We start from the raw sequence: 22,865 nt of genomic DNA on the forward strand, positions 1-22,865 counted from the left end.
CGCTGGGTGCGGCATCCGTTCACCGCCAGGCTGGAAGCATGCAGACTCAGGCGGTGCGGGTGCGGAACCTGCGCAAGACATACGGCGACCGGGCCGTGGTCGACGGGGTGTCGTTCGAGATCGAGCGGGGCGAGACCTTCGCGCTCCTCGGCCCGAACGGCGCCGGCAAGTCGACGACGGTCGAGATCCTCGAGGGGTATCGGCGCAGAAGCGGCGGCGACGTCGACGTGCTCGGCGTCGACCCGGGCACCGGCGGCCTCGACTGGAAGGCGCGCCTGGGCATCGTCCTGCAGTCCACGGGGCAGTCGGGGCTCGTGACGGTGCGCGAGCAGCTGCGGCAGTTCGCCGGCTTCTATCCGGATCCGCGCGACGTCGACGAGGTGATCGCGGCGGTGGGACTCGAGGCCCAGTCGAAGACCCGCATCTCGAAGCTCTCGGGCGGCCAGCAGCGCCGCGTCGATGTGGCCCTGGGCATCATCGGACGTCCCGAGCTGCTCTTCCTCGACGAGCCCACCACGGGCTTCGACCCGCACGCCCGACGCGAGTTCTGGGACCTCATCCGCCGGCTGCAGGCCGAGGGCACGACCATCGTGCTCACCACGCACTACCTCGACGAGGCGGCTCAGCTCGCCGACCGCGTGGCCGTCATCGCCGCCGGCCGGCTGCAGGCGATCGGCCCCGTGGCGGGCTTCGGCGGCGAGGCTGCGCGCGTGCCGATCGTCAAGTGGGCGGAGGACGGGATGCCGCGTCAGGAGCGCTCCGACGACCCCTTCGCCTTCGCGACGGCACTGGCCGCGCGGCTGGGTCGCGCGCCCGCCGACCTCGAGATCGTGAGGCCGAGCCTCGAGGACATCTATCTGGGGCTCGTCGCAGAGGCCGACGAGAGCGGCGAGGGCGGCGCGGGGCGCGCCGGCGAGGGCGCCGCGGGGCGCGCCGGCGGGGGCGCCGCGGCGAAGGGAGCGGAGCGATGAGCGTCACCACCGACCGGACGCCGCGTGAGCGGAGCGCCACCGCGGGTCGCGGCATCCGTTCATCCGCTCGTCGACGGAACCTGCTGGCCGTCGGACTCTGGCGCGCGCGCTTCGAGCTGGTGCAGTACTTCCGCTCGGGCGACACCCTGTTCTTCACGTTCCTCTTCCCGATCTTCATGCTCGGGCTGTTCAGCGTCGCGTTCGGCTCCGACGGCGACGTGCAGGTCGCGCCGGGCGTGCCGGCGATCTCGATGGCCGAGCTGTACCTGCCGGGCATGCTGGCGGCGGGCCTCCTGCTGTCGGGATTCCAGAACCTCGCGATGGACATCGCGGTGGAGCGCGGGGAGGGCATGCTGAAGCGCCTGGGCGGCACACCGCTCTCGCCGGTCAGTTACTTCATCGGCAAGATCGGGCAGGTGCTCGTCACGGGGGTGCTGCAGGCCGCGCTGCTGCTGCTGTTCGCCGTGACCGTGCTCGACGTCGAGCTGCCCACCTCGGTCGAGAGCTGGACGACGTTCGCCTGGGTGTTCGTGCTCGGGATCACGACGTCGGCACTCCTCGGAGTGGCGCTGTCGTCGGTGCCGCGCACGGCCAAGAGCGCGACGGCAGTGGTCGTGCCGATCGCGCTCGCCCTGCAGTTCGTGTCGGGGGTCTACCTCACGTTCTCGCAGCTGCCGGAGTGGCTGCAGAACCTCGCGGGGCTGTTCCCGCTGAAGTGGATGGCGCAGGGCATGCGCGCGGTCTTCCTGCCGGACGAGTACGCGGCGCTCGAGCAGAACGGCGAGTGGAACCTCGCCGGCGTGGCGATCGCCCTGGGCGTGTGGCTCGTCGTGGGACTCGTGCTGTCGCGGCTCACCTTCCGGTGGATCCGGCGCGACGCGTAGCCTGCCGGTGGGGCAGGGCCGCGCCCGGCGGCTTCCGGCCCCGGTGGCGCGCGTGCGCCGGCGACCGGGCGCCGGGGCCGAGACGGAAGGGATGAGGGGACGATGCTGACGAGACGCGGCTGGGACGCGATCGTGTCGATCGTGTCGGCCGTCATCGCGATCGCCCTCGTCTTCCTGTTCCCGCCGGCCGGCACAGCCCGCACCGTGATCGCGCTCGGAGCGATCGGGCTGTTCGTGCTCGGCTACGCCCTCATCGGCCGCGACGCGATCGAGCCGCCGCGGGCCGCCTGGCGGTACCCGGCATTCCTGTCGGTCGCGGCCGTCGCCGCAGGCGTCGGCGCAGGGGCGGCGCCGTTCATGGCGATGCTGCAGACGCTCGCGTATCCCTTGGTGTGGGTCATCGGCGATTCGCGGCGCCGTGGCGTCGGCGGGTCGGCGGTCATCGCCGCGAGCGTCTTCGTCGGCGCGAGCTTCGGCTACGGCCCGACCGTGGACTCCCTTCTCGCCGGCGGGACCACCGCCGTCTTCTCCCTCTCGTTCGCGATCGCCATCGGGCTGTGGATCGCCCGCATCGCCGAATACGGCGAAGAGCGCGAGCGGCTCCTCGCCGAGCTGACGGCGGCGCAGAGCGAGGTCGAGGCACTCAGCCGGGAGCGGGGCGCCTCGGCCGAGCGCGAGCGCCTCGCCCGCGACATCCACGACACGCTCGCGCAGACGCTGGCAGGACTCGTCATCTTCGCCGAGCGGGCGGGGCGGCAGTCGAGAGAAGGACAGACGGATGCCGCGGCCGCGACGATCGCCACGGTCGAGCAGGTCGCGCGCGACGCGCTCGCCGAATCGCGGGCTCTCGTGGCCCGCACCGCGGCGGTCCCCGGCGAGCCGGCCTTCGGGGCGGCGGTGGAGCGGCTGGTCGCACGGTTCCGTGAGCACGGCACGACGCGTATCGCGCTGGACGCCGACGCCGTGGCCGGCGAGCTCGATCGCGAGGCGCAGGTGGTGCTGCTGCGGTGCCTGCAGGAGGCGCTGTCGAACGTGACCAAGCACGCGGCCGCCGCGAACGTCGCGGTGCGCGTGGAGGTCGGCGCCGACGGCGCGGCCGCTCTCCTCGTGAGCGATGACGGGCGGGGCTTCGACCCGTCACAGGGCAGCACCGGTTTCGGGCTGGAGGGCATGAGCGGTCGCGTGGCGCTCGCCGGGGGCACGCTCGACGTGTCTTCGACGCCGGGGCGGGGGACGACCGTGACCGTGCGGCTGCCGGGATCGACCGAGTCCGGCGCCGACGCGGCGGAGGCGGCGACGGCAGGGCCGGTCGCGCTCGCGCCCGGACAGCCGGTAGCCACCGATCTGCCGACGAAGGGAGCCCCGGCGTGATCCGCCTGCTGATCGCCGACGACCATCCGGTGGTGCGCGCCGGCCTCTCCGGCCTGCTGTCGGACGAGCCCGGCTTCGAAGTCGTGGCCGAGGCGTCCGACGGCGACGAAGCCGTGCGGCTGGCAGCCGCCACGCGCCCGGACGTGGTCCTGATGGACCTCCGCATGCCCGGCGTCGACGGCGTGGCGGCGACGATCCGGCTGGTCGGCGGCGAGGCCGGCAGCCCGCCGCCGCGCGTGCTGATCCTCACCACGTACGAGTCCGACGACCAGATCCTCGCGGCGATCGAGGCGGGAGCCTCGGGCTACCTCCTCAAGGCGGCCCCGCAGGCCGAGATCGTCGCCGGCATCCGGTCGGTCGCCGCGGGCCAGTCGGCGCTGTCGCCGCAGGTGGCGGTGCGCCTCGTCGAGCGGATGCGGCGGCCCGAGCCCGAGACCGTGCTCACCGCGCGCGAGCTCGACGTGCTGCGGCTCGTCGCGACGGGGCACAGCAACAAGCAGATCGCCGTCACGCTCGGGATCGGGGAGTCGACCGTCAAGACGCACCTGCTGAAGGTGTTCGACAAGCTGGGCGTCGCCGACCGCACCCGCGCGGTGACCCTCGCGATGGAGCGCGGCCTGCTGAGCTGAGAGACGCCGCTCAGCGCGACATGCCACCGGCGACCCAGAGGAAGCCGATGAAGCTCAGCACGCACGCCGCGACGCCGAGGCTGACGGGAAGCGCCGGGCGGGACGCACCCGCACCCAGCGCGGCCGCTGTGATTCCGAGGATCAGCCAGATCCACCATGTGACGAAGATCCCCACCATCGGGAGCACCCCGACCATGCTGGTGGCGCCGGTCACCGTGAGCTCGATGAGCACGAGCGACCCGAGCAGCAGCCCGATGCCCGCGAGCGCGATCCAGCCGCACGTCAGCGCTCCCGCGCGTCGGCGGGCGTCGAGGGGCGAGGGGGAGGCCATGCCCTCAGCCTAGGGTCGACGCCGACGGACATGACGGATGCCGCGACCCGGCGCTGTGGGCCGGGCCGCGGCATCCGCTCGCTGCCCTGAATCGATCCGGCTCAGCCGAACTGGTTCATCGTGTTGTGCTGTCCACCGGCCTTGAGGGCCGCGTCGCCGGCGAAGTACTCCTTGTGGTTGTCGCCGATGTCGCTGCCGGCCATGTTCTGGTGCTTCACCGTGGCGATGCCCTCGCGGATCTCGCGGCGCTGCACGCCCCTGACGTAGGCGAGCATGCCCTCGTCGCCGAAGTAGCCCTTGGCGAGCGTGTCGGTCGAGAGCGCCGCCGTGTGGTATGTCGGCAGGGTGATGAGGTGGTGGAAGATGCCGGCGCGGGCCGACCCGTCGCGCTGGAAGGTGCGGATCTTCTCGTCGGCCAGCCGCGCGAGCTCGGTGTCGTCGTACTCCACGCTCATCAGGTCGCCGCGGTCGTAGGCCGAGACGTCCTCGCCGCGCTCTGCGAGCAGGTCGTAGGCCTGCTGGCGGAAGTTGAGCGTCCAGTTGAACGACGGACTGTTGTTGTACACCAGCTTGGCGTTCGGGATCTCTTCACGGATGGCGTCGACCATGCCGGCGATCTGCTCGACGTGCGGCTTCTCGGTCTCGATCCACAGCAGGTCGGCGCCGTTGCGCAGCGACGTGATGCAGTCGAGCACGACGCGCTCCTCACCGGTGCCGGCGCGGAACTGGTACAGGTTGCTCGGCAGTCGCTTCGGGCGCAGCAGCTTGCCGTCGCGCTTGATGACGACGTCGCCGTTGCTGAGCTCCGCGTCCGAGATCTCGTCCGCGTCGAGGAAGGCGTTGTACTGGTCGCCGAGGTCGCCGGGCCGGTGGGTCACCGCGAGCTTCTGCGTGAGGCCGGCGCCCAGCGAGTCGGTGCGCGCCACGATGACGCCGTTGTCGATGCCGAGCTCGAGGAACGCGTAGCGCACCGCGTTGAGCTTGGCGATGAAGTCCTCGTGCGGGACGGTGACCTTGCCGTCCTGGTGGCCGCACTGCTTCTCGTCCGACACCTGGTTCTCGATCTGGATGGCGCACGCGCCCGCCTCGATCATCTTCTTCGCGAGCAGGTAGGTGGCCTCGGGGTTGCCGAAGCCGGCGTCGATGTCGGCGATGATCGGCACCACGTGGGTCTCGTGGTTGTCGATCTGGGACTGGAGGAACTCGGCCGCGGTCTCGTCGCCCGCCGCCCGCGCCTGGTCGAGCTGCGTGAAGAGCAGGTCGAGCTCGCGGGCGTCGGCCTGGCGGAGGAAGGTGTACAGCTCCTCGATGAGCGCCGGCACCGAGGTCTTCTCGTGCATGGACTGATCCGGGAGCGGACCGAACTCCGAACGGAGCGCGGCGACCATCCAGCCAGACAGGTACAGGTAGCGCTTGTTCGTGGATTTGAGGTGCTTCTTGATCGAGATGAGCTTCTGCTGCCCGATGAAGCCGTGCCACACGCCGAGCGACTGGGTGTAGACCGAGGAGTCGGCGTCGTACTCGGCCATGTCGCGGCGCATGATGTCGGCCGTGTACTGGGCGATCTCGAGTCCGGTGCGGAACCGGTTCTGCGCCCGCATGCGGGCGACGGACTCGGGGTCGATGGAGTCCCAGCTGGAGCCGTGCTGCTCCTTGAGGGTCCGGATGGCGTCGATGTCGTCCTGGTAGGCGGTCATGTCGTGTGTCCTTCGTAGTGGGGTGTGTTCGTGTCCCGAAAACCGGTCCCCATGTCCCGATCTCCACCGCTCAGCGGGTCGCCTGCGGTGGAAATCGGGACATGGATGACGGATGCCTCGTCAGTCGGTCTCCGTCAGGAAGCGGGAGTACGCGGGCAGGGTCAGGAAGGCCGGGAACTCCTGGCCGAGCGCGACGTCGCGGAAGATCCCGGCCGCGTCGTCGAACCGATCGCCGTCGCGGCGGTCCGCCTCGGTGAGCACCTGGTCGATCAGGCCCTCGACGTACTCGCGCGTGATCGGCGTGCCGCCTTCGGTCGTCTGGTCCTGATGGATCCACTGCCACACCTGCGAGCGCGAGATCTCGGCGGTGGCGGCATCCTCCATCAGGTTGTCGATCGCCACCGCGCCGAGGCCGCGCAGCCACGCCTCGATGTACCGGATCGCCACCGACACGTTGCCGTGCACGCCGGCCGCGGTGATCGGGCGGCCGATGTGGACGTCGATGAGGTCGGCGGCCTTCACCTCGACCTCGGGCCGCTGACGGTCGAGCTGGTTGGGCCGGTCTCCGAGCACCGCGTCGAACTCCGCGCGCGCCACCGGGATCAGGTCGGGGTGGGCGACCCACGTGCCGTCGAAGCCGTCGCCGGCCTCGCGCTTCTTGTCGGCGGCCACCTTCTCGAACGCGCGCTGGGTCACCTCGGGGTCGCGGCGGTTCGGGATGAACGCGCTCATGCCGCCGATCGCGAAGGCGCCGCGCTTGTGGCACGTCTTCACCAGCAGCTCGGTGTACGAGCGCATGAACGGCACGGTCATCGTGACCTCGCTGCGGTCCGGCAGCACGAAGCGCGCCCCGCGGCCGCGGTAGTTCTTGATGATCGAGAAGATGTAGTCCCAGCGGCCGGCGTTCAGGCCCGCGCAGTGGTCGCGCAGCTCGAAGAGGATCTCCTCCATCTCGAACGCCGCGGGCAGGGTCTCGATGAGCACCGTCGCGCGGATGGTGCCGTGCGGCAGGTCGAGGTGCCGCTCGCTGAAGGTGAAGACGTCGTCCCACAGCTTCGCCTCTTCGCTCGACTCGAGCTTCGCGATGTAGAAGTAGGGGCCGCGGCCGTTCGCGATCAGGGCCTTCGCGTTGTGGAAGAAGTACAGCCCGAAGTCCACCAGTGAACCCGACGCGGCCATCGTGCGGCCGGTGCGGTCGGTGAAGCTGATGTGCTGCTCGGGCAGGTGCCAGCCGCGCGGGCGCATCACGATCGTCGGCGTCTCGGTGGCCGTGACCTCGTAGCGCTTGCCTTCGGGGCTGGTGAACGACAGCTCGCCGCGGATGGCGTCGCGCAGGCTCAGCTGGCCCTCGATGACGTTCTTCCAGGTCGGGCTGGTGGCGTCCTCCTGGTCGGCGAGCCACACCTTCGCGCCGGAGTTGAGCGCGTTGATCGTCATCTTCGGGTCGGTCGGACCCGTGATCTCGACGCGGCGGTCTTCGAGGCCGGGGCCGGCGCCGGCGACCTGCCACTCGGCGTCCTCGCGGATGTGCCGGGTGTCGTCGCGGAACTGCGGGTCGTGCCCGTTGCCGATCTCGAAGCGGCGGCGCAGGCGGTCGGCCAGCCGGTCGTGACGGCGGGCGCCGAAGCGGTGGTGCAGTTCGGTGAGGAACGCCAGTGCGTCGGGCGTGAGGATCTCGTCGTATCGGGGACCGATGCGTCCGGCGACCTCGATCGAGGGGTCGTGGGTCAGGGTGGGGATGGCCCCGGTGCGCGTACGCATCGGGGTGGCGGTCGCAGGTGTCATGTCCCTGTCTTCCTGTGAGCGATGTGCGTGAGGTGAGGGATGCCTCCACCCGGCGTGTGCGTCGGGTCGCGGCATCCCGTGATCCGCGTTCTGCGTCGATCGTCGGTAGGTCGTGGAACCACTCTGCGGTGAAGTTCCTGCATCAACCCGACGGATTCAGGTGTGAAGTTTTCGGATATTTCTGCTTTCGTGACAGAATCGCGCCATGACGACGACGTTGACCTCCGATCTGCGTGGTGAAGTCCCGGACGATGATGAGGTGGATCCGCTCACCATCGGCCGCCGCATCCGGCAGCTGCGCACCGATCGCGGCATGACGCTCGAAGAGCTCGCCGCGGCCGTCGAGCGCGCACCGAGCCAGCTGTCGATGATCGAGAACGGGCGGCGCGAGCCGAGGCTGTCGCTGCTGCAGGCGATCGCGCGGGCGCTCGGGTCGTCGATCGACGCGATCCTCGAATCCGAGCCGCTCGACGAGCGCGCCACCCTCGAGATCTCGCTCGAGCGCGCCATGCGGGGGCAGACGTTCCAGGCGCTCGGCATCCCGCCGTTCCGCATCGGCAAGACCGTTCCCACCGAGGCGCTGAAGGCCATGCTGGCGCTGCAGGGCGAGATCGAGCGGCTGCGCGACGAGCGCGCGGCGACCCCCGAAGAGGCGCGCCGCGCGAACGTGGCCCTGCGCAAGCTCATGCGCACGCAGAACAACTACTTCGCCGAGCTCGAAGAGCAGGCGCGGCGGATCCTCGACGCCGTCGACCACCCCGGCGGTCCGCTGACTCAGCGGACGGCATCCGACATCGCCGCCCACCTGGGCTTCACGCTGCACTACGTGCCCGACCTGCCGCAGACAACGCGGTCGGTCGCCGACATGAAGAACGGCCGGCTGTACCTGTCGAGTCGGCTGACCACGAAGGGCGACCCGCGCACGGCCGTGCTGCAGGCGCTGTCGAGCCGCATCCTCGGCCACCGCGAGCCGACGTCGTACGCCGACTTCCTGCGGCAGCGGGTCGAGACGAACTACCTGACCGGGGCGCTCCTCATCCCCGAGGGCCACGCGGTGCCGTTCCTGCAGGAGGCGAAGAAGGACCGCTCGATCTCCATCGAAGACCTGCGCGACGCCTACTCGGTGTCGTACGAGACGGCGGCGCATCGCTTCACCAACCTCGCGACGGTGCACCTCGGCCTGCCGGTGCACTTCTTGAAGGTGCACGAGTCGGGCGTCATCACGAAGGTCTACGAGAACGACGACGTCAACTTCCCGACCGACCGCCTCGGCTCGATCGAGGGGCAGATGTGCTGCCGCAAGTGGACCTCGCGCGTCGTCTTCGACGTTGACGACCACTTCAACCCGTACTACCAGTACACCGACACCGGCAACGGCACGTACTGGTGCACCGCGCGCGTCGAGCTGTCGAGCGAGGGGGCCCACTCGATCAGCGTGGGCGTGCGCTTCGACGACACCAAGTGGTTCCTGGGGCGCGACACGACCAACCGCGGGGTGTCGAAGCATTCGGTCGAGGTCTGCTGCCGCCGTGCGCCCGCCGAGCTCGAGGCATCGTGGCGGGAGCAGGCATGGCCGAACGTGCGCACGCCGCGCACCCTGCTCGCGACGCTGCCCACCGGGTCGTTCCCCGGCGTCGACACCACCGACCTGTACGAGTTCCTCGAGGCGCACGCCCCGCGCTGAGCTCGGCCGCGTCCCTCGTTCGCTGTGAGCTCTGCGACCCGGCGAGAGTTCCCCGGCGGTTTCGAATCGCGCGCTTTGCAGTCCGCGACCGGTGAAAACTGCAAAGTGCGCGATTCGAAGGCACAGAGCGCTCGGCGGGGCGGCGCTCGCGGGTGCGGGTGCGGCTGTCCCGGGTGCGAGTGCGGCGGTTTCCTGCGACTGCTGCACAGATCGACGCAGCACTCGCAGGAGAGTGCAGCGGTCGGCCGCTGCGCCGCGCTGCGCCCGCCCGGTGCCCGGGTCAGCGGCGGCCGGCGACCCAGTCGGCGACGTGCGCGGGCCACGCGGTGCGGGAGGAGGAGGCGGATGCCTCGACCCGGTCGGCGAGCCGATACGCGCTGTAGATCGCGTTCACGGCGGTCCAGCGCAGCGGCTCGACCTCCCAGCGCTTCGCGCGGTGTCCGACCCAGGGGAGTCGCGTGAGCTCGGTGTCGCGTTCGAGCACGAGATCGGCGAGCGTCCGGCCGGCCAGGTTCGTCGCGGTGACACCCGTGCCGACGTAGCCGCCCGCCCAGCCGAGACCCGTCGGCCGGTCGTGCGCCACGGTCGCAGCCCAGTCGCGCGAGACGCCGAGCACACCCGCCCACGCGTGTGCGATCGGGGTGGTGGCGGCACCCGGGAAGAACTCGTGCAGAAGCTGCGTCAACGAGTCGATCGTGCGCTGCTGCGTCCGCCCGTCGGTGTCGACGCGCGAGCCGTAGCGGTACGGCACCCCGCGGCCGCCGAACGCGATGCGGTCGTCGGCCGTGCGCTGGGCGTACATGTAGACGTGCGCGAAGTCGCCGAGCGTCTCACGGCCCTCCCAGCCGACCGCGCTCCAGAACGACGCGGGCAGCGGGTCGGTCACGATCATCGACGAGTTCATCGGCAGCCACGTGCGGTGCTCGCCGCGCAGGTCGGGGGTGAAGCCCTCGGTGGCCCGCAGCACGTGCGTCGCGCGCACGGTGCCGCGATCGGTCGCCGCGCGGCCCGGCGAGATCTGGCGGACGTGCGTCTGCTCGTAGATCGGCACGCCCAGCCGCTCCACGGCGTCGGCGAGCCCGCGCACGAGCTTGGCCGGATGGATGCGCGCGCAGTGCGGGTGCCAGACGGCGCCGAGCGCCCCGGCGATGCGGAGACGGGATGCCGCGGCCCCGGCATCCATCATCTCCACATCCGTGTGCGGCCAGGACTGCTCGTCGGCCGCGCTCGCCCGCAGGCGCGCGAGCTGCGCGGGTGTCCTGGCGATCTCCAACTCGCCGCCCTTGACGATGTCGGCGTCGATGCCCTCGCGCGCGGCGACGGCGATGACCTCGTCGACGGTGTCGTTGAGCGCCCGTTGCTGCGCGATCGCCGCGTCGCGGCCGTGGGTCGCGGCGTAGCGCTCACGGCCGCCGGTGACCGTGTTGGTGAGCCAGCCGCCGTTGCGGCCGGAGGCGCCGAAGCCCGCGAACCGCTGTTCGAGCACGACGACCCGCAGGTCGGGCTGGGCGCGCTTGAGGTAGTAGGCGGTCCAGAGTCCGGTGTAGCCGGCGCCGACGACCGCGACGTCGGCGTCGAGGTCGCCCGGCAGGGGAGCACGCGACGCCGGCGCGCCGCCGAGGCTGCGCCACCACCACGACACCTCGCCGTTGCGGACCTGGGCGTCCTGTGGGTACGTGCCCGGCCGTGCGGTCATGGGCCCATCCTGCCCCGGCGGCGGTCGGGCGGTCCGACACGGACTGTTTCGGATGCCGCGCGCGTCGGACTGTCCGTGCGCTCATCTGTTTTCGGACGATGAACCTCCGGTTCACGAAGGTCGAGTGGGGTGGCGAACTTCCGGTTCACACGAGTGGCGTGGGGCGTGCGCAGCGCGAGTCGCGCCCGGCGCGCCGCGCGACGCACGGCGCGAGGCGCCAGGCACCGCGCCCCGCGACCTGATCAGGCCGACGGATCGAGGGCGCGCAGCGCCGCCCAGAGCTCGGCGCGCGTCGCGAACGACGACAGGTCGCGGCCGAGTACGCGCTCGATGAGGGCGAGCCGCGTGCGCACCGTGTGACGGTGGACGCCGAGGGACTGGGCGGATGCCTCGTGCGAGCAGTCCTCGTCGAGCCACACCTGCAGGGTCTCGACGAGACGGGTGCCCTGGGCCGCGTCGTGGTCGAAGAGCGGCGCGAGCTCGGCGCGGGCCAGGGAGCGCGCCTCGTCCGTCAGTGCGGAGAGGACGCCCGAGCGCGCCACCTCGCCGAACTCGGTGACGGGCCGGACGCCACGGTCCCGCGCGACGCGCGCCTGGCCGAGGGCCGCGGCGAAGCCGTCGTACCCCGACGGCTCCGACAGGCCGACCCGCACGTCGAAGCGGTCGACGAGCTCGTCGACGCACGAGCGGTCGCCGGCCGGCACGACCAGTACGAGCCCGTCCTCGCCGCGACCGAAGAACAGCGCACCCCGCTTCTCGTCGGCCCACAGCTCGAGCAGCTCGGCGATGCCGTCCACGCGCGCGGCCGCGGCATCCGTCACCCCCACCACCACCGGGGCGGAGGGGAGCGGCCCCCACAGCTCGCGCGAGGTGCGCCGGGCGAGGGCCGGGTCGCCGGTGAGCAGAGACTGCACGAGACCTGCCCGAAGCGCGCTGCGCGCGCGGCCCAGGCCCTGCTGCTGCTCGAGTGCGAGACCTGCCATGGCGATCACGGCGGTGACGACGACGCGGCCCTCCTGGTCGAGATCTCCGGCGGCGATCGCGATCACGCCGCGCAGGTGCCCGCCCCGGCCGAGGGTCTGCAGCGAGAACGGCGTCTCGCCGATGTGCAGCGACGAGCCGGCGCGCGCGCCGCGGTGCAGCACACCGGTGACCTCGCGCTGCAGGGCCGCCGCCGTCTCCGCGCCGAGGCCGCCGACGGGATGCTCGCGCGCGAGCTCGCCGGCCGCGTCGTACATGCCCACCCAGGTGTCGAGCTGCTTGGCGAGCTCGGCCACGGTCGCCCCCAGTCCGTCGGGCCGGAGCGCGGCGAGGGCGATCGCGCGCTGCGCGGCCAGCGCCCAGCTGCGGCGCGCGTAGGCCTCCGCGGCGATCGCCTCGGCGTTCGCGCGGGCCACGGCGATGAACGGAGTGCGATACGGCACCTCGAAGAGGGGCATCCGCGCGTTCCGGCAGGCGTCGACGAGGGCGGGTGGGATGCCGGCGCGCGCCACCTCGGTCCCGAAGCCGAGGCCGACGACACCGCGCGCCGCGAGGCGCTGGACGTACGCGCGGTACGGCTCCGGCGCATCGGCATCCGGGTCGTCGCCCGAGGGGAACTGCGTGCCCGTGGTCAGCAGCACGAGCCCCTCGGACAGGAACGGAGTGGGGTCGGCGAGGTCCGAGCTGTGCACCCACCGGATCGCGCGGTCCAGCGCGCCGGCGTCGAGGTCGTCCGCCGCGAGCGACAGCTTCAGGTCGCGGCGGGCGAGCAGCGCGCGGAGGGTGGGGGCGTCGGCGTCCATGGTGCTCGAGTGTACGGGCCGTACAGCGGGGCCGACACAATGTACGCGGGGGAGGGTGCGGGCCCTCTGTACGGCGGCATACGCTCCCCTCCATGAGCAGCGCAGCCGACACCCTCACCAGCACGCCCCTGGGCGGCCCGACGCTTCCGCAGGAGCGCCGCCTGGTCACCAGCATCCCGGGTCCTCGCTCGCAGCAGCTGATCGACCGCAAGGCCGACGCTGTCGCCGCCGGGGTCGGCCACACCGCACCGGTGCACGCCGTCGCCGCGGGCGGGGGAGTCGTCGTCGACGCCGACGGCAACTCGCTCATCGACCTGGGCTCCGGCATCGCCGTCACCACGATCGGCAACGCGCACCCGAAGGTCGTCGCCGCGGTTCAGGAGCAGGTCGCGCAGTTCACCCACACCTGCTTCATGATCGCCCCGTACGAGTCATACGTGTCGGTGGCCGAGGCGCTCAACCGCATCACGCCGGGCGATCACGCCAAGAAAAGCGCGCTGTTCAACTCGGGCGCCGAGGCGGTGGAGAACGCCGTCAAGATCGCCCGCAAGTACACCGGCAAGCAGGCGGTCGTCGCGTTCGACCACGGCTACCACGGCCGCACCAACCTGACGATGGCGCTCACCGCGAAGTCGATGCCCTACAAGAGCGGCTTCGGTCCGTTCGCGTCGGAGATCTACCGCGCACCGCTGTCGTACCCGTACCGCGACGGCCTCACCGGCGCCGAGGCGGCCAAGAAGGCCATCTCGATGATCGAGAAGCAGGTCGGCGCCGACAACCTCGCCGCCGTCATCATCGAGCCGATCCAGGGGGAGGGCGGCTTCATCGTTCCGGCGGACGGGTACCTGCCGGCTCTCGTCGAGTGGTGTCGCGCGAACGACGTGGTCTTCATCGCCGACGAGATCCAGACCGGCTTCGCTCGCACGGGCGAGATGTTCGCGAGCGACGTGTTCGGCATCGTGCCCGACCTGATCACGACCGCCAAGGGCATCGCGGGGGGCCTGCCCTTGGCGGCCGTGACGGGCCGGGCCGAGATCATGGACGCCTCGCACGCGGGTGGCCTCGGCGGCACCTACGGCGGCAACCCCATCGCGTGCGCCGCTGCGCTCGCCGCGATCGACGTGTTCGAGAACGACGGCATGATCGAGCGGGCTCGTGAGATCGGGACTGTCCTCACGGGGCGACTGTGCGAGCTGCAGGCGGCCGACCCCCGGATCGGCGACGTGCGCGGCCACGGTGCGATGATCGCCGCCGAGTTCGTCGACCCTGCGACGGGGGAGCCGGATGCCGCGCTCACCGCCGCGGTCGCGAAGGCGTCCATCGCACAGGGCGTCATCGTGCTCACCTGCGGCACGTACGGGAACGTGATCCGTTTCCTGCCGCCGCTGTCGATCACCGACGACCTGCTCCACGAGGGCCTGGACGTCGTCGCGGCAGCACTCGCCGCCAACTGATGACGGATGCCGCGGCCCGGCGCACCCGCGCCGGTCGCGGCATCCACCTCCACCCGGTCGCTGAGCCTGTCGAAGCGGCCCACCCGTCGCGGGCCTTCGACAGGCTCAAGGACCGCACCTCTGCACTGACGAAGGAGTCCGAATGACCGAGCTGACCCGCGACGTCGTCATCGTCGGCGCCGGCGCCGCCGGCACGACCGCCGCCAACGAGCTGAAGAAGGCCGGCCTCTCGGTCGTCGTGCTCGAGGCGCGCGACCGCGTGGGCGGGCGCCTGTGGACCGACGTGGTCGACGGTGCCATGCTCGAGATCGGCGGCCAGTGGGTCTCGCCCGATCAGGACGCGCTCAAAGAGACCCTCGCCGAGCTGGGTCTCGAGACCTACAGCCGCTACCGCGAGGGCGAGTCGGTCTACATCGGCAAGGACGGCGAGCTCACGCGCTTCACGGGCGAGATCTTCCCGGTCGCGCCCGAGACCGAGAAGGAGATCGTCCGGCTCATCGAGGTGCTCGACGGGCTCGTCGCGCAGATCGACCCCGACAAGCCGTGGGAGCACCCCGATGCCGAGGCGCTCGACCGCATCTCGTTCGAGGCGTGGCTCGAGGGGCAGACCGACGACCAGGAGGCGCGCGACAACATCGCGCTCTTCATCGCCGGTGCGATGCTCACCAAGCCGGCCTACGCCTTCTCGGCGCTGCAGGCACTCCTCATGGCGGCCAGCGCGGGGAGCTTCTCGCACCTCGTGGACGCGGACTTCATCCTCGACGAGCGGGTCGTCGGCGGCCTGCAGCAGGTGCCGCTGCTCCTCGCCGAGCGCCTGGGCGACGACGTCATCCTCGACCAGCCCGTCACGGAGGTGCACTGGTCGGACCCCTCGACGGGCGACGGGACCGGCGTGCGGGTCGTCACCGACAACGGGCTCGAGGTGCGCGCGCGCTTCGTCATCCTCGCGCACGCGCCGATCCTCTACCCCTGGATCGAGTTCCAGCCCGCCCTGCCGCGCCTCAAGCAGCAGATGCACCAGCACATCTCCATGGGCTTCGTCATCAAGGTGCACGCCGTCTACGACCGCCCGTTCTGGCGGGAGCAGGGCCTCTCGGGCACCGCCTTCAGCCCGTACGAGATCTCGCACGAGGCGTACGACAACACCAACCACGGCGATGAGCGCGGGACGCTCGTCGGCTTCGTGTCGGACCGCAACGCCGACGACCTGTTCCGCGTGTCGGCGGAGGAGCGCAGGGAGCGCATCCTCGAGTCGCTGTCGCACTACTACGGTCCCGAGGCGAAGAACCCGCTGGTGTACTTCGAGAGCGACTGGGGCGCCGAGGAGTGGACCCGCGGCGCGTATGCCGCCAGCTTCGACCTCGGCGGACTCGCGCGCTACGGCGCCGACCTCCGCACCCCCGTCGGCCCCATCCACTTCGCGTGCAGCGACATGGCGGGCGCCGGCTACCAGCACGTCGACGGCGCGATCCGCATGGGTCGCCTGGTCGCGGCGAACATCGTCGAGGCGGCCCGCCGATGAGCGCGCGCATCGTCGTCGGCTATACCGCGACGGAGGCCGGCGCCGACGCGGTCGCGGTCGGCTCGCGTCTGGCGGCGGCCCTGCGCGCCCCGCTCGATCTGGTGCTCGTGCTCCCGGGCGAGGACCGCAGCGTCATCACCCCGCCGGACGCCGGCTACGACCGCTACCTCGTGGGACAGGCGGAGTCCTGGCTCGCCGACGCGTCGACGACGATTCCGGATGCCGTGGCCCACGCGACGCACGTGCGGTTCGGCGATTCCTTCGCCGAGGGCCTGATCGTCGCGGCGCACGAGCTGGGCGCGTCGCACATCGTGGTCGGCGCCGCCAACGGCGGACTGCGCGGGCGCCACCGCCTGGGAACGGTCGCCAACGAGCTGCTGCATTCCTCGGACGTTCCCGTCGTGCTGGCTCCCGAGGGGTCGCGACGCCACGAGGCGACCGCGGTGACGCGCGTCACCGCAGCCATCGGCACGCGCCCCGGCGCGAGCGCGCTGCTCGACGAGAGCATCGCCCTCGCAACGGGCATGGGCGCCGAGCTGCGTCTGCTGTCGCTCGTGTCGGTCGACCTGCCGGCCACCGTCGACACCGGGGTCATCCGCATCGCGGGTGCCGCCCATGCCGACGACGTGCTCGGCAAGGCCCTCGACGCCCTGCCCGACGGCATCGACGCCGACGTCGTCGTCGCCCGCGGTGACAGCATCGAAGACGCCGTCGCGCACCTCGCCTGGGAGCCCGGCGAGCTGGCTGTCGTCGGCTCCAGCCGGCTGGCCCAGCCCCGGCGCCTGTTCCTCGGCTCGACCGCAGCGAAGATGCTGCACGAGCTTCCCGTCCCGATGGTCGTGGTGCCCCGCACGCACGGCAAAGAAGGAGAACGCGCATGAGCGCCTCCCAGAACTCCGCGGCCGGCGCGCCGTTGGCTCCCGCCGCCGGCTCGCACGCCGGCGAGCTGTCGAAGAAGGGCCTGAGCGCCGGTGCGGTCGGCGTCATCGGCGCCGTCGTCATCGGCATCTCGACCATCGCCCCGGCGTACACGCTGACCGCGTCGCTCGGCCCGACCGTCGCCGTCGTCGGCACGCAGGTGCCGGCGATCATCCTGGTCGGCTTCATCCCGATGCTGTTAACGGCATTCGGCTACCGCGAGCTCAATCGGGCGATGCCCGACTCCGGCACCTCGTTCACGTGGGGCGTCCGCGCCTTCGGGCCGTGGATCGGCTGGATGACGGGATGGGGCCTCGTCGCTGCCACGGTCATCGTGCTGTCGAACCTCGCGGGCATCGCGGTGGAGTTCCTGTTCCTCCTCATCTCGCAGCTGACCGGCAACGAAGAGATCGCGAACCTCGCCTTCAACCCGTTCATCAACGTCGTGGTGTGCCTGCTGTTCATGCTCGGCGCCACGCTCGTGTCGTACCGCGACATGCAGACGACGCAGAAGTTCCAGTACGTGCTGGTGAGCTTCCAGGTCGTGGTGCTCGTGCTCTTCGCGGTCGTCGCGATCGTCAAGGCGGTCGACGGCGAGGCGCCCGACCCGACCGCCTTCTCGTGGTCGTGGTTCAACCCGTTCGAGGTCCCGACGTTCAGCGCGTTCGCCGCGGGCCTGTCGCTGTCGATCTTCATCTTCTGGGGATGGGATGTCGTCCTCACCATGAACGAGGAGACCAAGAACCCCGAGAAGACCCCGGGTCGCGCGGCGATGCTCACGGTCGTCATCGTCGTGGCGCTGTACCTGCTGATCTCGATCGGCCTGATGATGTTCGCCGGCGTCGGCGACGGACCGCTGGGCCTGGCGAACGAGGAGATCTCGGCGAACGTGTTCTTCGCGCTCTCCGACCCCGTGCTCGGACCGCTGGCGTTCCTGGTGTCGCTCGCGGTGCTCTCGAGCTCGGCTGCTTCTCTGCAGTCGACGGCCGTCGGCCCGGCGCGGACGCTCCTGGCGATGGGGCACTACGGCGCCCTGCCGTCGAAGTTCGCCCGGGTGAGCCCGCGGTTCTTCACGCCGGGCTACGCGACCGTCGTCTCGGCCATCGTCGCGTCGGTGTTCTACGCCGTGATGCGCGTGGTGAGCGAGAACGTGCTGACCGACACGATCCTGTCGCTCGGCATGATGATCTGCTTCTACTACGGGCTGACCGCGTTCGCGTGCGTCTGGTACTTCCGCAAGCAGTGGTTCGACTCGGCGCGGAGCTTCTTCTTCACGTTCCTGTTCCCGCTGGTCGGCGGCGCCATCCTCGCGGTGCTGTTCGTCACGACGCTCATCGACTCGATGGACCCGGCGTACGGCAGCGGCTCGAGCATCTTCGGCCTCGGCCTGGTGTTCGTGCTGGGCGTGACCATCATCCTCGCCGGCGTTGTCATCATGATCTGGCAGGCGATCAAGCGTCCGGCGTTCTTCCGCGGTGAGACACTCGGTATCGATGCGCCCGAAAGCCTTCGACGCGCTCGCCGCTGACCGGCAGACTGTCCACCATCCATCCGAACGGAGAGGAAGCATGACCGACTACGCCGTCGTCAACCCGGCCACGGGAGAGACCCTGGCCACCTACCCGACCATCACCGACGAGGCTCTCGAGACCGCGATCGCGAGGGCGGATGCCGCCTACCGCGCGTGGCGCGACCAGCCGGTCGCCGAGCGCGCGGCCGGCCTCCGCAAGGTGGCGGAGCTGCACCGCGAGCGTCGCGACGAGCTCGCCGCGATCATCGTGCGCGAGATGGGCAAGCCGCTGTCGGCGGCGGTCGCCGAGGTCGACTTCGCTGCCGACATCACGGAGTACTACGCCGACAACGCCGAGAAGGTCACGGCCGACCAGCCGATCGACATCCTCGGTGAGGGCACCGCGGTGATCCGCCGCACGCCGCTGGGCGTGCTCCTGGGCATCATGCCGTGGAACTTCCCGTACTACCAGGTCGCCCGGTTCGCCGCCCCGAACATCGTGGTGGGCAACACGATCCTGCTCAAGCACGCGCCCCAGTGCCCCGAGTCCGCCGCGGCGATCGAGCAGATCTACGCCGATGCCGGACTCGGCGACGGCGTGTACACCAACGTGTACGCGTCGAACGACCAGGCGGCGACGATCATCGCCGACCGGCGTGTGCAGGGTGTGTCGGTCACGGGATCCGAGCGCGCGGGATCGGCCGTCGCCGCCCTCGCCGGACAGAACCTCAAGAAGGTCGCCCTCGAGCTCGGCGGCTCGGATCCGTTCATCGTCCTCTCCACCGACGACCTCGACTCCACGGTCGCCGCGGCGGTCGAGGCGCGCATGGACAACAACGGACAGTCCTGCAACGCGCCCAAGCGCTTCATCGTGCAGGAGGGTCTGTACGACCAGTTCCTCGACAAGTTCACCGAGGCGATGCGGGCGTCGAAGATGGGCGACCCGTTCGCCGACGACACCGTCCTCGGCCCGCTGTCGTCGCTCGCGGCGGCGGAGCGCCTGCAGGAGCAGGTCGACCGCGCCGTCTCGCAGGGCGCGCGGCTCGTCGCCGGCGGCACGCGCGACGGCGCCTTCTACGAGCCCACCGTGCTCACGGACGTCACGGCCGACATGGACGTGTACCGCGAGGAGCTGTTCGGCCCCGCGGGTGTCGTCTACAAGGTGGCCGACGAGGACGAGGCGGTGAAGATCGCCAACGACACCAGCTTCGGCCTCGGCTCGTACGTGTACACGACCGACCCCGAGCAGGCCGAGCGCATCGCGAACAAGATCGACGCCGGCATGGTCTACGTCAACATCGTGCTCGCCGACTCGCCGGAGCTGCCGTTCGGCGGCGTCAAGCGCTCGGGCACCTCGCGCGAGATGGGCCTGCTGGCCGCCGACGAGTTCGTCAACAAGAAGCTCATCCGCATCGCCGGCTGAGGTCTCCTCGCGAGTCGCAGGCGTTTCGTCTCGCTCGTTCCTCGCTCGCTCAACGGCCGGTGGTCTCGGTCGTTGAGCGAGCGAAGCGAGTCGAAACGCGGTGGTCTCGGTCGTTGAGCGAGCGAAGCGAGACGAAACGCGGTGGTCTCGGTCGTTGAGCGGGGCGAGGCGAGCCGAAACGCGCTACAGCGCGGCGCGGGCCTCGGCGAGGGCCTCGTCGGCCCACTGCACCTGCTGCGGCGTTCCCCAGCGGGTGGCGGCATCCCACGCCCGCTCGAACTCCGAGATCGCGTCGGCGACCCGTTCCGCGTCGAACAGCCGCCAGCCGGCGTTGTTGTGGAGCGAGACGCGCCAGCGGAGCGTGCGGGGGTCGTCGACGCCGTCGAGCACCGCCAGCGCGGCAGCCGTCCACTCCTCGGCCTGGTCCGGCTCGGCGATCGCGAGCATGTGCAGTGCGTCGACCTGCAGGAACGCGATCCCGGATGCCGCGTCCACCGCCGCGAGGAAGTACGGCACCGCCGCCTCGGCGTCGCCCGCCGAGTTGCGCAGCCGCCCGCGTTCGAGCGCCGCACGTGCCGCCACGGCGGCCTCGTCGATCGACACGCGGTCGAGCACGGCGTCGGCCTCGGCGAACCGCTCCTGCAGCCCCAGGGCACGGGCGACCTGCGTCTCGAGCTCGGCGCGGGTCGCGGCATCCGTCTCCTGCGCGGCGGCCTCACGCAGCCGACGCTCCGAGGCGGGAGCATCGGCGAAGTCCCACAACTCGTCGAGGCGGGTCTGCGCAAGCGTCATGGCGGAATGCTAATCCGGTCTTCCGGGGGTGTCGCGGGCCGGGCGGGCGGGACAGGATGGAGTCATGGCTGACACACCGGACCCCGTCGTCGCCCTCTCCGATGAAGAGTGCTGGGAGCGCCTGCGCACGCAGGAACTCGGGCGGCTCGTCACGCACGTGGGCGACGTGCTCGACATCTTCCCCGTGAATTACGTCGTGGACGGCGAGAGCGTGCTCTTCCGCACCGCGCAGGGGAGCAAGCTGTTCGAGCTGACCGTCAACGACGAGGTGCTCTTCGAGGTCGACGACCACACCGACCGCGACGCGTGGAGCGTGATCCTGCGAGGCCGCGCGCACCCCCTCGACCGCTCGGCCGACGTCGAGCGGGCGGACGGGCTGGGCCTGCGCCCCTGGATCCCGACGCTCAAGTACACGTTCGTTCGGGTCGAGCCGACCTCGCTCTCGGGACGGGCTTTCGAGCGCTCGCCGGAGCCCGACCGCTACGGCGTCCAGCAGTACTGATCGGGGCAGGGATGCAGGCGTCGACACGCCCGCCGGTCCGGCCCCGGTTCGCGGGGCTCGCGGGCATGCCGTACACTGGATCATGCAGTTGAAGTCTGCATTCTTTCGCCGTGCCCGGTGTCCGGGAGCGGATCCTCAAGCCGTGGTGAGAGGGGAAGAGTGCGGGCTTCAGAGACCTCCGGGTCTCTAGGGCGGTAGCTCAATTGGCAGAGCAGCGGTCTCCAAAACCGCAGGTTGCAGGTTCGATTCCTGTCCGCCCTGCGCGTCAGCGCAACACCGGCCACATGCCGGTGGTTGACAACACAGTGTGCCGACCCGTGTCGGCTCACGGAAGGTAATCAGGTGGCATCGATGGTTCAGGACGAGCCGAAGGGCGAAGTCGTCCCCGCTGAGGGAACGGCCGCACCTCGCGAGAAGAAGCCGAACGTCTTCGCTCGTATCGCCCTGTTCGTCCGTCAGGTCTTCGCCGAGCTCCGCAAGGTCGTCACGCCGACGCGCCAGGAGCTGCTGAAGTACACGGCGGTGGTGCTGGGCTTCGTCGTCGTGATGATGGCGCTCGTCTATGGCCTGGACGTGCTGTTCGTGTGGATCACGTCGTACGTCTTCGGAGTGCCCGGCGCCTGATCCCGACGTCCCCGGCTCGCAACGGGGGCATGACACGGGGCGGACCGCAGGTCCGGCAGCGGACGGAACGGAAGAGAACTCACGTGACTGAAAGATATGTCGACGACGCCGATTGGGCGCCGGCAGCCGAGCAGTCGTCGGAGGACGACGAGGCGCAGGAGGGCAACGTCCTGGCGGCCGAGGAGCGGTCGGTCGAACCGGCCGAGCACCTCGCCATCCACATCGTCGACGACGTCGACGAGGACGACGCCGATCTGGACGACATCGACATCGACGACCCGGAGGCGGACGCGATCGTGAACGACGCTCTGAATCTTGACGAGACCGCAGAGACCGAGGCGGCGGCCGAGGTGATCAACGACTCCATCGCGGAGGAGGTCGCCGAGCGCGAGGCCGAGGCGGCCGACGAGGTGACCCCCTACGACGGTCCCGACGTGAACGGCGACGAGGACGAGCCCGTCCTCGACGAGGACTTCGTGGCGGACGTGGATGCCGCAGCCGGCGTCGTGGACGAGGTCGAGGCCTCCGTCTCCCCGGCCGACGCCGCCGAGGCGCCCGAAGGCGACGAGGACGACGAGGACGAGGACCCGTACGAGGCGTACCGCGCCGAGCTGCGGACCCTCCCGGGCAAGTGGTACGTCATCCACTCCTACGCCGGGTTCGAGCGCAAGGTGAAGGCCAACATCGAGCAGCGCAAGTCGACGCTCGAGGTCGAGGACGACATCTACCAGATCGAGGTCCCGATGGAGGACGTCGTCGAGATCAAGAACGGCCAGCGCAAGATGGTCAACCGCGTGCGCATCCCGGGCTACGTGCTCGTGCGCATGGAGCTCAACGAGGACACCTGGTCGGTCGTGCGTCACACCCCCGGTGTGACCGGCTTCGTCGGCAACGCCCACAACCCGACGCCGCTGCGCTTCGAAGAGGCCTTCAACATGCTGAAGAGCCTCGTCGAGGTCAAGGAGGTCGCCGGCGCGAAGGGCGGTGCGGCCAAGAAGGGCGCGGCCGCCGCGGCGCGCGTCATCCCGGCCGAGGTCGACTTCGAGGTGGGCGAGACCATCACCATCAAGGAGGGCTCGTTCGCGGGCCTGCCCGGCACGATCAGCGAGATCAAGCCCGAGAGCGGCAAGCTCACGGTCCTCGTCTCGCTCTTCGAACGCGAGACCCCGGTCGAGCTGTCGTTCGACCAGGTCACGAAGCTTTGACGCGGGTCGGATCAATGCGAGCGCCAGCGAGCGTTGATGCGATCCCGGGTAAAGGTTGAGCGAGCGAAGCGAGTCGAAACCCC

At 70.7% G+C, this 22,865-nt stretch carries 20 protein-coding genes and 1 tRNA gene; 15 read left to right on the forward strand and 6 right to left on the reverse strand.

Annotated elements, in window-relative coordinates; all coding sequences use genetic code 11:
• Positions 1-38: 38 nt before the first annotated feature.
• The 4 genes from IM770_RS06345 to IM770_RS06360 all read left to right on the forward strand — a co-directional run bounded on the left by IM770_RS06345 (position 39) and on the right by IM770_RS06360 (position 3,855).
• The gene (locus tag IM770_RS06345) at positions 39-971 is read left to right on the forward strand and encodes an ABC transporter ATP-binding protein (RefSeq protein WP_203580284.1); all 933 of its coding nucleotides are present in this window, start codon (positions 39-41) and stop codon (positions 969-971) included.
• Positions 968-1,855 (forward strand): ABC transporter permease, encoded by an 888-nt coding sequence (locus tag IM770_RS06350; RefSeq protein ID WP_203580285.1) that lies wholly within the window; start codon positions 968-970, stop codon positions 1,853-1,855. Before IM770_RS06345 ends, IM770_RS06350 begins: the two co-directional genes overlap by 4 nt.
• A 102-nt stretch (positions 1,856-1,957) precedes the next feature.
• Complete coding sequence (locus tag IM770_RS06355) at positions 1,958-3,226, forward strand: sensor histidine kinase (protein ID WP_203580286.1); 1,269 nt, start codon at positions 1,958-1,960, stop codon at positions 3,224-3,226.
• Positions 3,223-3,855 (forward strand): response regulator, encoded by a 633-nt coding sequence (locus tag IM770_RS06360; protein ID WP_203580287.1) that lies wholly within the window; start codon positions 3,223-3,225, stop codon positions 3,853-3,855. Before IM770_RS06355 ends, IM770_RS06360 begins: the two co-directional genes overlap by 4 nt.
• A 10-nt stretch (positions 3,856-3,865) precedes the next feature.
• Here IM770_RS06360 and IM770_RS06365 read toward each other — a convergent pair whose 3' ends face one another.
• From IM770_RS06365 to aceB, 3 genes are all read right to left on the reverse strand, one after another.
• On the reverse strand, positions 3,866-4,186 hold the full coding sequence (locus IM770_RS06365) for a hypothetical protein (RefSeq protein WP_203580288.1): 321 nt from the start codon (positions 4,184-4,186) through the stop codon (positions 3,866-3,868).
• A gap of 101 nt (positions 4,187-4,287) precedes the next feature.
• On the reverse strand, positions 4,288-5,883 hold the full coding sequence (locus IM770_RS06370) for an isocitrate lyase (RefSeq protein ID WP_203580289.1): 1,596 nt from the start codon (positions 5,881-5,883) through the stop codon (positions 4,288-4,290).
• A 120-nt stretch (positions 5,884-6,003) separates the two neighbouring features.
• On the reverse strand, positions 6,004-7,644 hold the full coding sequence (aceB, locus tag IM770_RS06375; RefSeq protein ID WP_203580399.1) for a malate synthase A: 1,641 nt from the start codon (positions 7,642-7,644) through the stop codon (positions 6,004-6,006).
• Positions 7,645-7,873: 229 nt separating this feature from the next.
• On the opposite strand from aceB, the gene IM770_RS06380 reads away from it, so the two are divergent.
• The gene (locus IM770_RS06380) at positions 7,874-9,352 is read left to right on the forward strand and encodes a helix-turn-helix transcriptional regulator (protein WP_239065801.1); all 1,479 of its coding nucleotides are present in this window, start codon (positions 7,874-7,876) and stop codon (positions 9,350-9,352) included.
• A gap of 280 nt (positions 9,353-9,632) precedes the next feature.
• Here the strand turns inward: IM770_RS06380 and IM770_RS06385 are convergent, their stop codons facing one another.
• Positions 9,633-11,048 carry an NAD(P)/FAD-dependent oxidoreductase gene (locus IM770_RS06385; protein ID WP_203580290.1) on the reverse strand — a complete coding sequence of 472 codons (1,416 nt, stop codon included), beginning with the start codon at positions 11,046-11,048 and terminating at the stop codon, positions 9,633-9,635.
• A 242-nt stretch (positions 11,049-11,290) separates the two neighbouring features.
• Positions 11,291-12,832 carry a PucR family transcriptional regulator gene (locus IM770_RS06390; RefSeq protein WP_203580291.1) on the reverse strand — a complete coding sequence of 514 codons (1,542 nt, stop codon included), beginning with the start codon at positions 12,830-12,832 and terminating at the stop codon, positions 11,291-11,293.
• Between the two features lie 92 nt (positions 12,833-12,924).
• Here IM770_RS06390 and gabT point away from each other — a divergent pair, with 92 nt between their 5' ends.
• From gabT to IM770_RS06420, 6 genes are read left to right on the forward strand one after another with little or no spacing between them, the layout of a single operon-like run.
• Complete coding sequence (gene gabT / locus IM770_RS06395; protein WP_203580292.1) at positions 12,925-14,286, forward strand: 4-aminobutyrate--2-oxoglutarate transaminase; 1,362 nt, start codon at positions 12,925-12,927, stop codon at positions 14,284-14,286.
• Entirely contained in the window at positions 14,286-14,432 is a 147-nt protein-coding gene (locus IM770_RS06400) for a hypothetical protein (protein WP_203580293.1), read from the forward strand. The genes gabT and IM770_RS06400 overlap by 1 nt, the downstream gene beginning before the upstream one ends.
• Positions 14,429-15,808, forward strand: coding sequence for a flavin monoamine oxidase family protein (locus tag IM770_RS06405; RefSeq protein ID WP_203580294.1), 1,380 nt, complete (start codon positions 14,429-14,431; stop codon positions 15,806-15,808). The genes IM770_RS06400 and IM770_RS06405 overlap by 4 nt, the downstream gene beginning before the upstream one ends.
• On the forward strand, positions 15,805-16,689 hold the full coding sequence (locus tag IM770_RS06410) for a universal stress protein (RefSeq protein WP_203580295.1): 885 nt from the start codon (positions 15,805-15,807) through the stop codon (positions 16,687-16,689). The genes IM770_RS06405 and IM770_RS06410 overlap by 4 nt, the downstream gene beginning before the upstream one ends.
• Entirely contained in the window at positions 16,686-18,254 is a 1,569-nt protein-coding gene (locus tag IM770_RS06415) for an APC family permease (RefSeq protein WP_239065802.1), read from the forward strand. The genes IM770_RS06410 and IM770_RS06415 overlap by 4 nt, the downstream gene beginning before the upstream one ends.
• A 40-nt stretch (positions 18,255-18,294) precedes the next feature.
• Positions 18,295-19,659: an NAD-dependent succinate-semialdehyde dehydrogenase gene (locus tag IM770_RS06420; protein ID WP_203580296.1), complete on the forward strand. Its 1,365-nt coding sequence runs from the start codon at positions 18,295-18,297 to the stop codon at positions 19,657-19,659.
• A gap of 183 nt (positions 19,660-19,842) precedes the next feature.
• Here IM770_RS06420 and IM770_RS06425 read toward each other — a convergent pair whose 3' ends face one another.
• On the reverse strand, positions 19,843-20,451 hold the full coding sequence (locus IM770_RS06425) for a hypothetical protein (RefSeq protein WP_203580297.1): 609 nt from the start codon (positions 20,449-20,451) through the stop codon (positions 19,843-19,845).
• Positions 20,452-20,515: 64 nt separating this feature from the next.
• Between IM770_RS06425 and IM770_RS06430 the strand changes: the two genes are divergently transcribed.
• The 4 genes from IM770_RS06430 to nusG all read left to right on the forward strand — a co-directional run bounded on the left by IM770_RS06430 (position 20,516) and on the right by nusG (position 22,782).
• A complete protein-coding gene (locus IM770_RS06430) occupies positions 20,516-20,953 on the forward strand; it encodes a pyridoxamine 5'-phosphate oxidase family protein (RefSeq protein ID WP_203580298.1) in 438 nt (145 codons plus the stop codon).
• A 188-nt stretch (positions 20,954-21,141) separates the two neighbouring features.
• Positions 21,142-21,214, forward strand: a tRNA-Trp gene (locus tag IM770_RS06435).
• 90 nt (positions 21,215-21,304) lie between these two features.
• A complete protein-coding gene (secE, locus tag IM770_RS06440) occupies positions 21,305-21,577 on the forward strand; it encodes a preprotein translocase subunit SecE (RefSeq protein ID WP_045300625.1) in 273 nt (90 codons plus the stop codon).
• Between the two features lie 83 nt (positions 21,578-21,660).
• A complete protein-coding gene (gene nusG / locus IM770_RS06445; protein ID WP_203580299.1) occupies positions 21,661-22,782 on the forward strand; it encodes a transcription termination/antitermination protein NusG in 1,122 nt (373 codons plus the stop codon).
• The last annotated feature ends 83 nt before the right edge of the window (positions 22,783-22,865 follow it).

The organism is Microbacterium hibisci (assembly GCF_015278255.1).
Taxonomy (GTDB): domain Bacteria; phylum Actinomycetota; class Actinomycetes; order Actinomycetales; family Microbacteriaceae; genus Microbacterium; species Microbacterium hibisci.

What these genes read in the sequence shown, in the direction of transcription:
- gabT (WP_203580292.1), top strand. Translation starts at nt 12,925, where the DNA reads ATGAGCAGCGCAGCCGACACCCTCACCAGCACGCCCCTGGGCGGCCCG.
- IM770_RS06430 (WP_203580298.1), top strand. Translation starts at nt 20,516, where the DNA reads ATGGCTGACACACCGGACCCCGTCGTCGCCCTCTCCGATGAAGAGTGC.
- IM770_RS06365 (WP_203580288.1), bottom strand. Translation starts at nt 4,186, where the DNA reads ATGGCCTCCCCCTCGCCCCTCGACGCCCGCCGACGCGCGGGAGCGCTG.
- IM770_RS06350 (WP_203580285.1), top strand. Translation starts at nt 968, where the DNA reads ATGAGCGTCACCACCGACCGGACGCCGCGTGAGCGGAGCGCCACCGCG.
- IM770_RS06410 (WP_203580295.1), top strand. Translation starts at nt 15,805, where the DNA reads ATGAGCGCGCGCATCGTCGTCGGCTATACCGCGACGGAGGCCGGCGCC.
- IM770_RS06380 (WP_239065801.1), top strand. Translation starts at nt 7,874, where the DNA reads ATGACGACGACGTTGACCTCCGATCTGCGTGGTGAAGTCCCGGACGAT.
- IM770_RS06385 (WP_203580290.1), bottom strand. Translation starts at nt 11,048, where the DNA reads ATGACCGCACGGCCGGGCACGTACCCACAGGACGCCCAGGTCCGCAAC.
- IM770_RS06415 (WP_239065802.1), top strand. Translation starts at nt 16,686, where the DNA reads ATGAGCGCCTCCCAGAACTCCGCGGCCGGCGCGCCGTTGGCTCCCGCC.
- IM770_RS06400 (WP_203580293.1), top strand. Translation starts at nt 14,286, where the DNA reads ATGACGGATGCCGCGGCCCGGCGCACCCGCGCCGGTCGCGGCATCCAC.
- IM770_RS06355 (WP_203580286.1), top strand. Translation starts at nt 1,958, where the DNA reads ATGCTGACGAGACGCGGCTGGGACGCGATCGTGTCGATCGTGTCGGCC.
- IM770_RS06425 (WP_203580297.1), bottom strand. Translation starts at nt 20,451, where the DNA reads ATGACGCTTGCGCAGACCCGCCTCGACGAGTTGTGGGACTTCGCCGAT.
- IM770_RS06420 (WP_203580296.1), top strand. Translation starts at nt 18,295, where the DNA reads ATGACCGACTACGCCGTCGTCAACCCGGCCACGGGAGAGACCCTGGCC.
- IM770_RS06405 (WP_203580294.1), top strand. Translation starts at nt 14,429, where the DNA reads ATGACCGAGCTGACCCGCGACGTCGTCATCGTCGGCGCCGGCGCCGCC.
- secE (WP_045300625.1), top strand. Translation starts at nt 21,305, where the DNA reads ATGGTTCAGGACGAGCCGAAGGGCGAAGTCGTCCCCGCTGAGGGAACG.
- IM770_RS06390 (WP_203580291.1), bottom strand. Translation starts at nt 12,832, where the DNA reads ATGGACGCCGACGCCCCCACCCTCCGCGCGCTGCTCGCCCGCCGCGAC.
- IM770_RS06370 (WP_203580289.1), bottom strand. Translation starts at nt 5,883, where the DNA reads ATGACCGCCTACCAGGACGACATCGACGCCATCCGGACCCTCAAGGAG.
- aceB (WP_203580399.1), bottom strand. Translation starts at nt 7,644, where the DNA reads ATGCGTACGCGCACCGGGGCCATCCCCACCCTGACCCACGACCCCTCG.
- IM770_RS06345 (WP_203580284.1), top strand. Translation starts at nt 39, where the DNA reads ATGCAGACTCAGGCGGTGCGGGTGCGGAACCTGCGCAAGACATACGGC.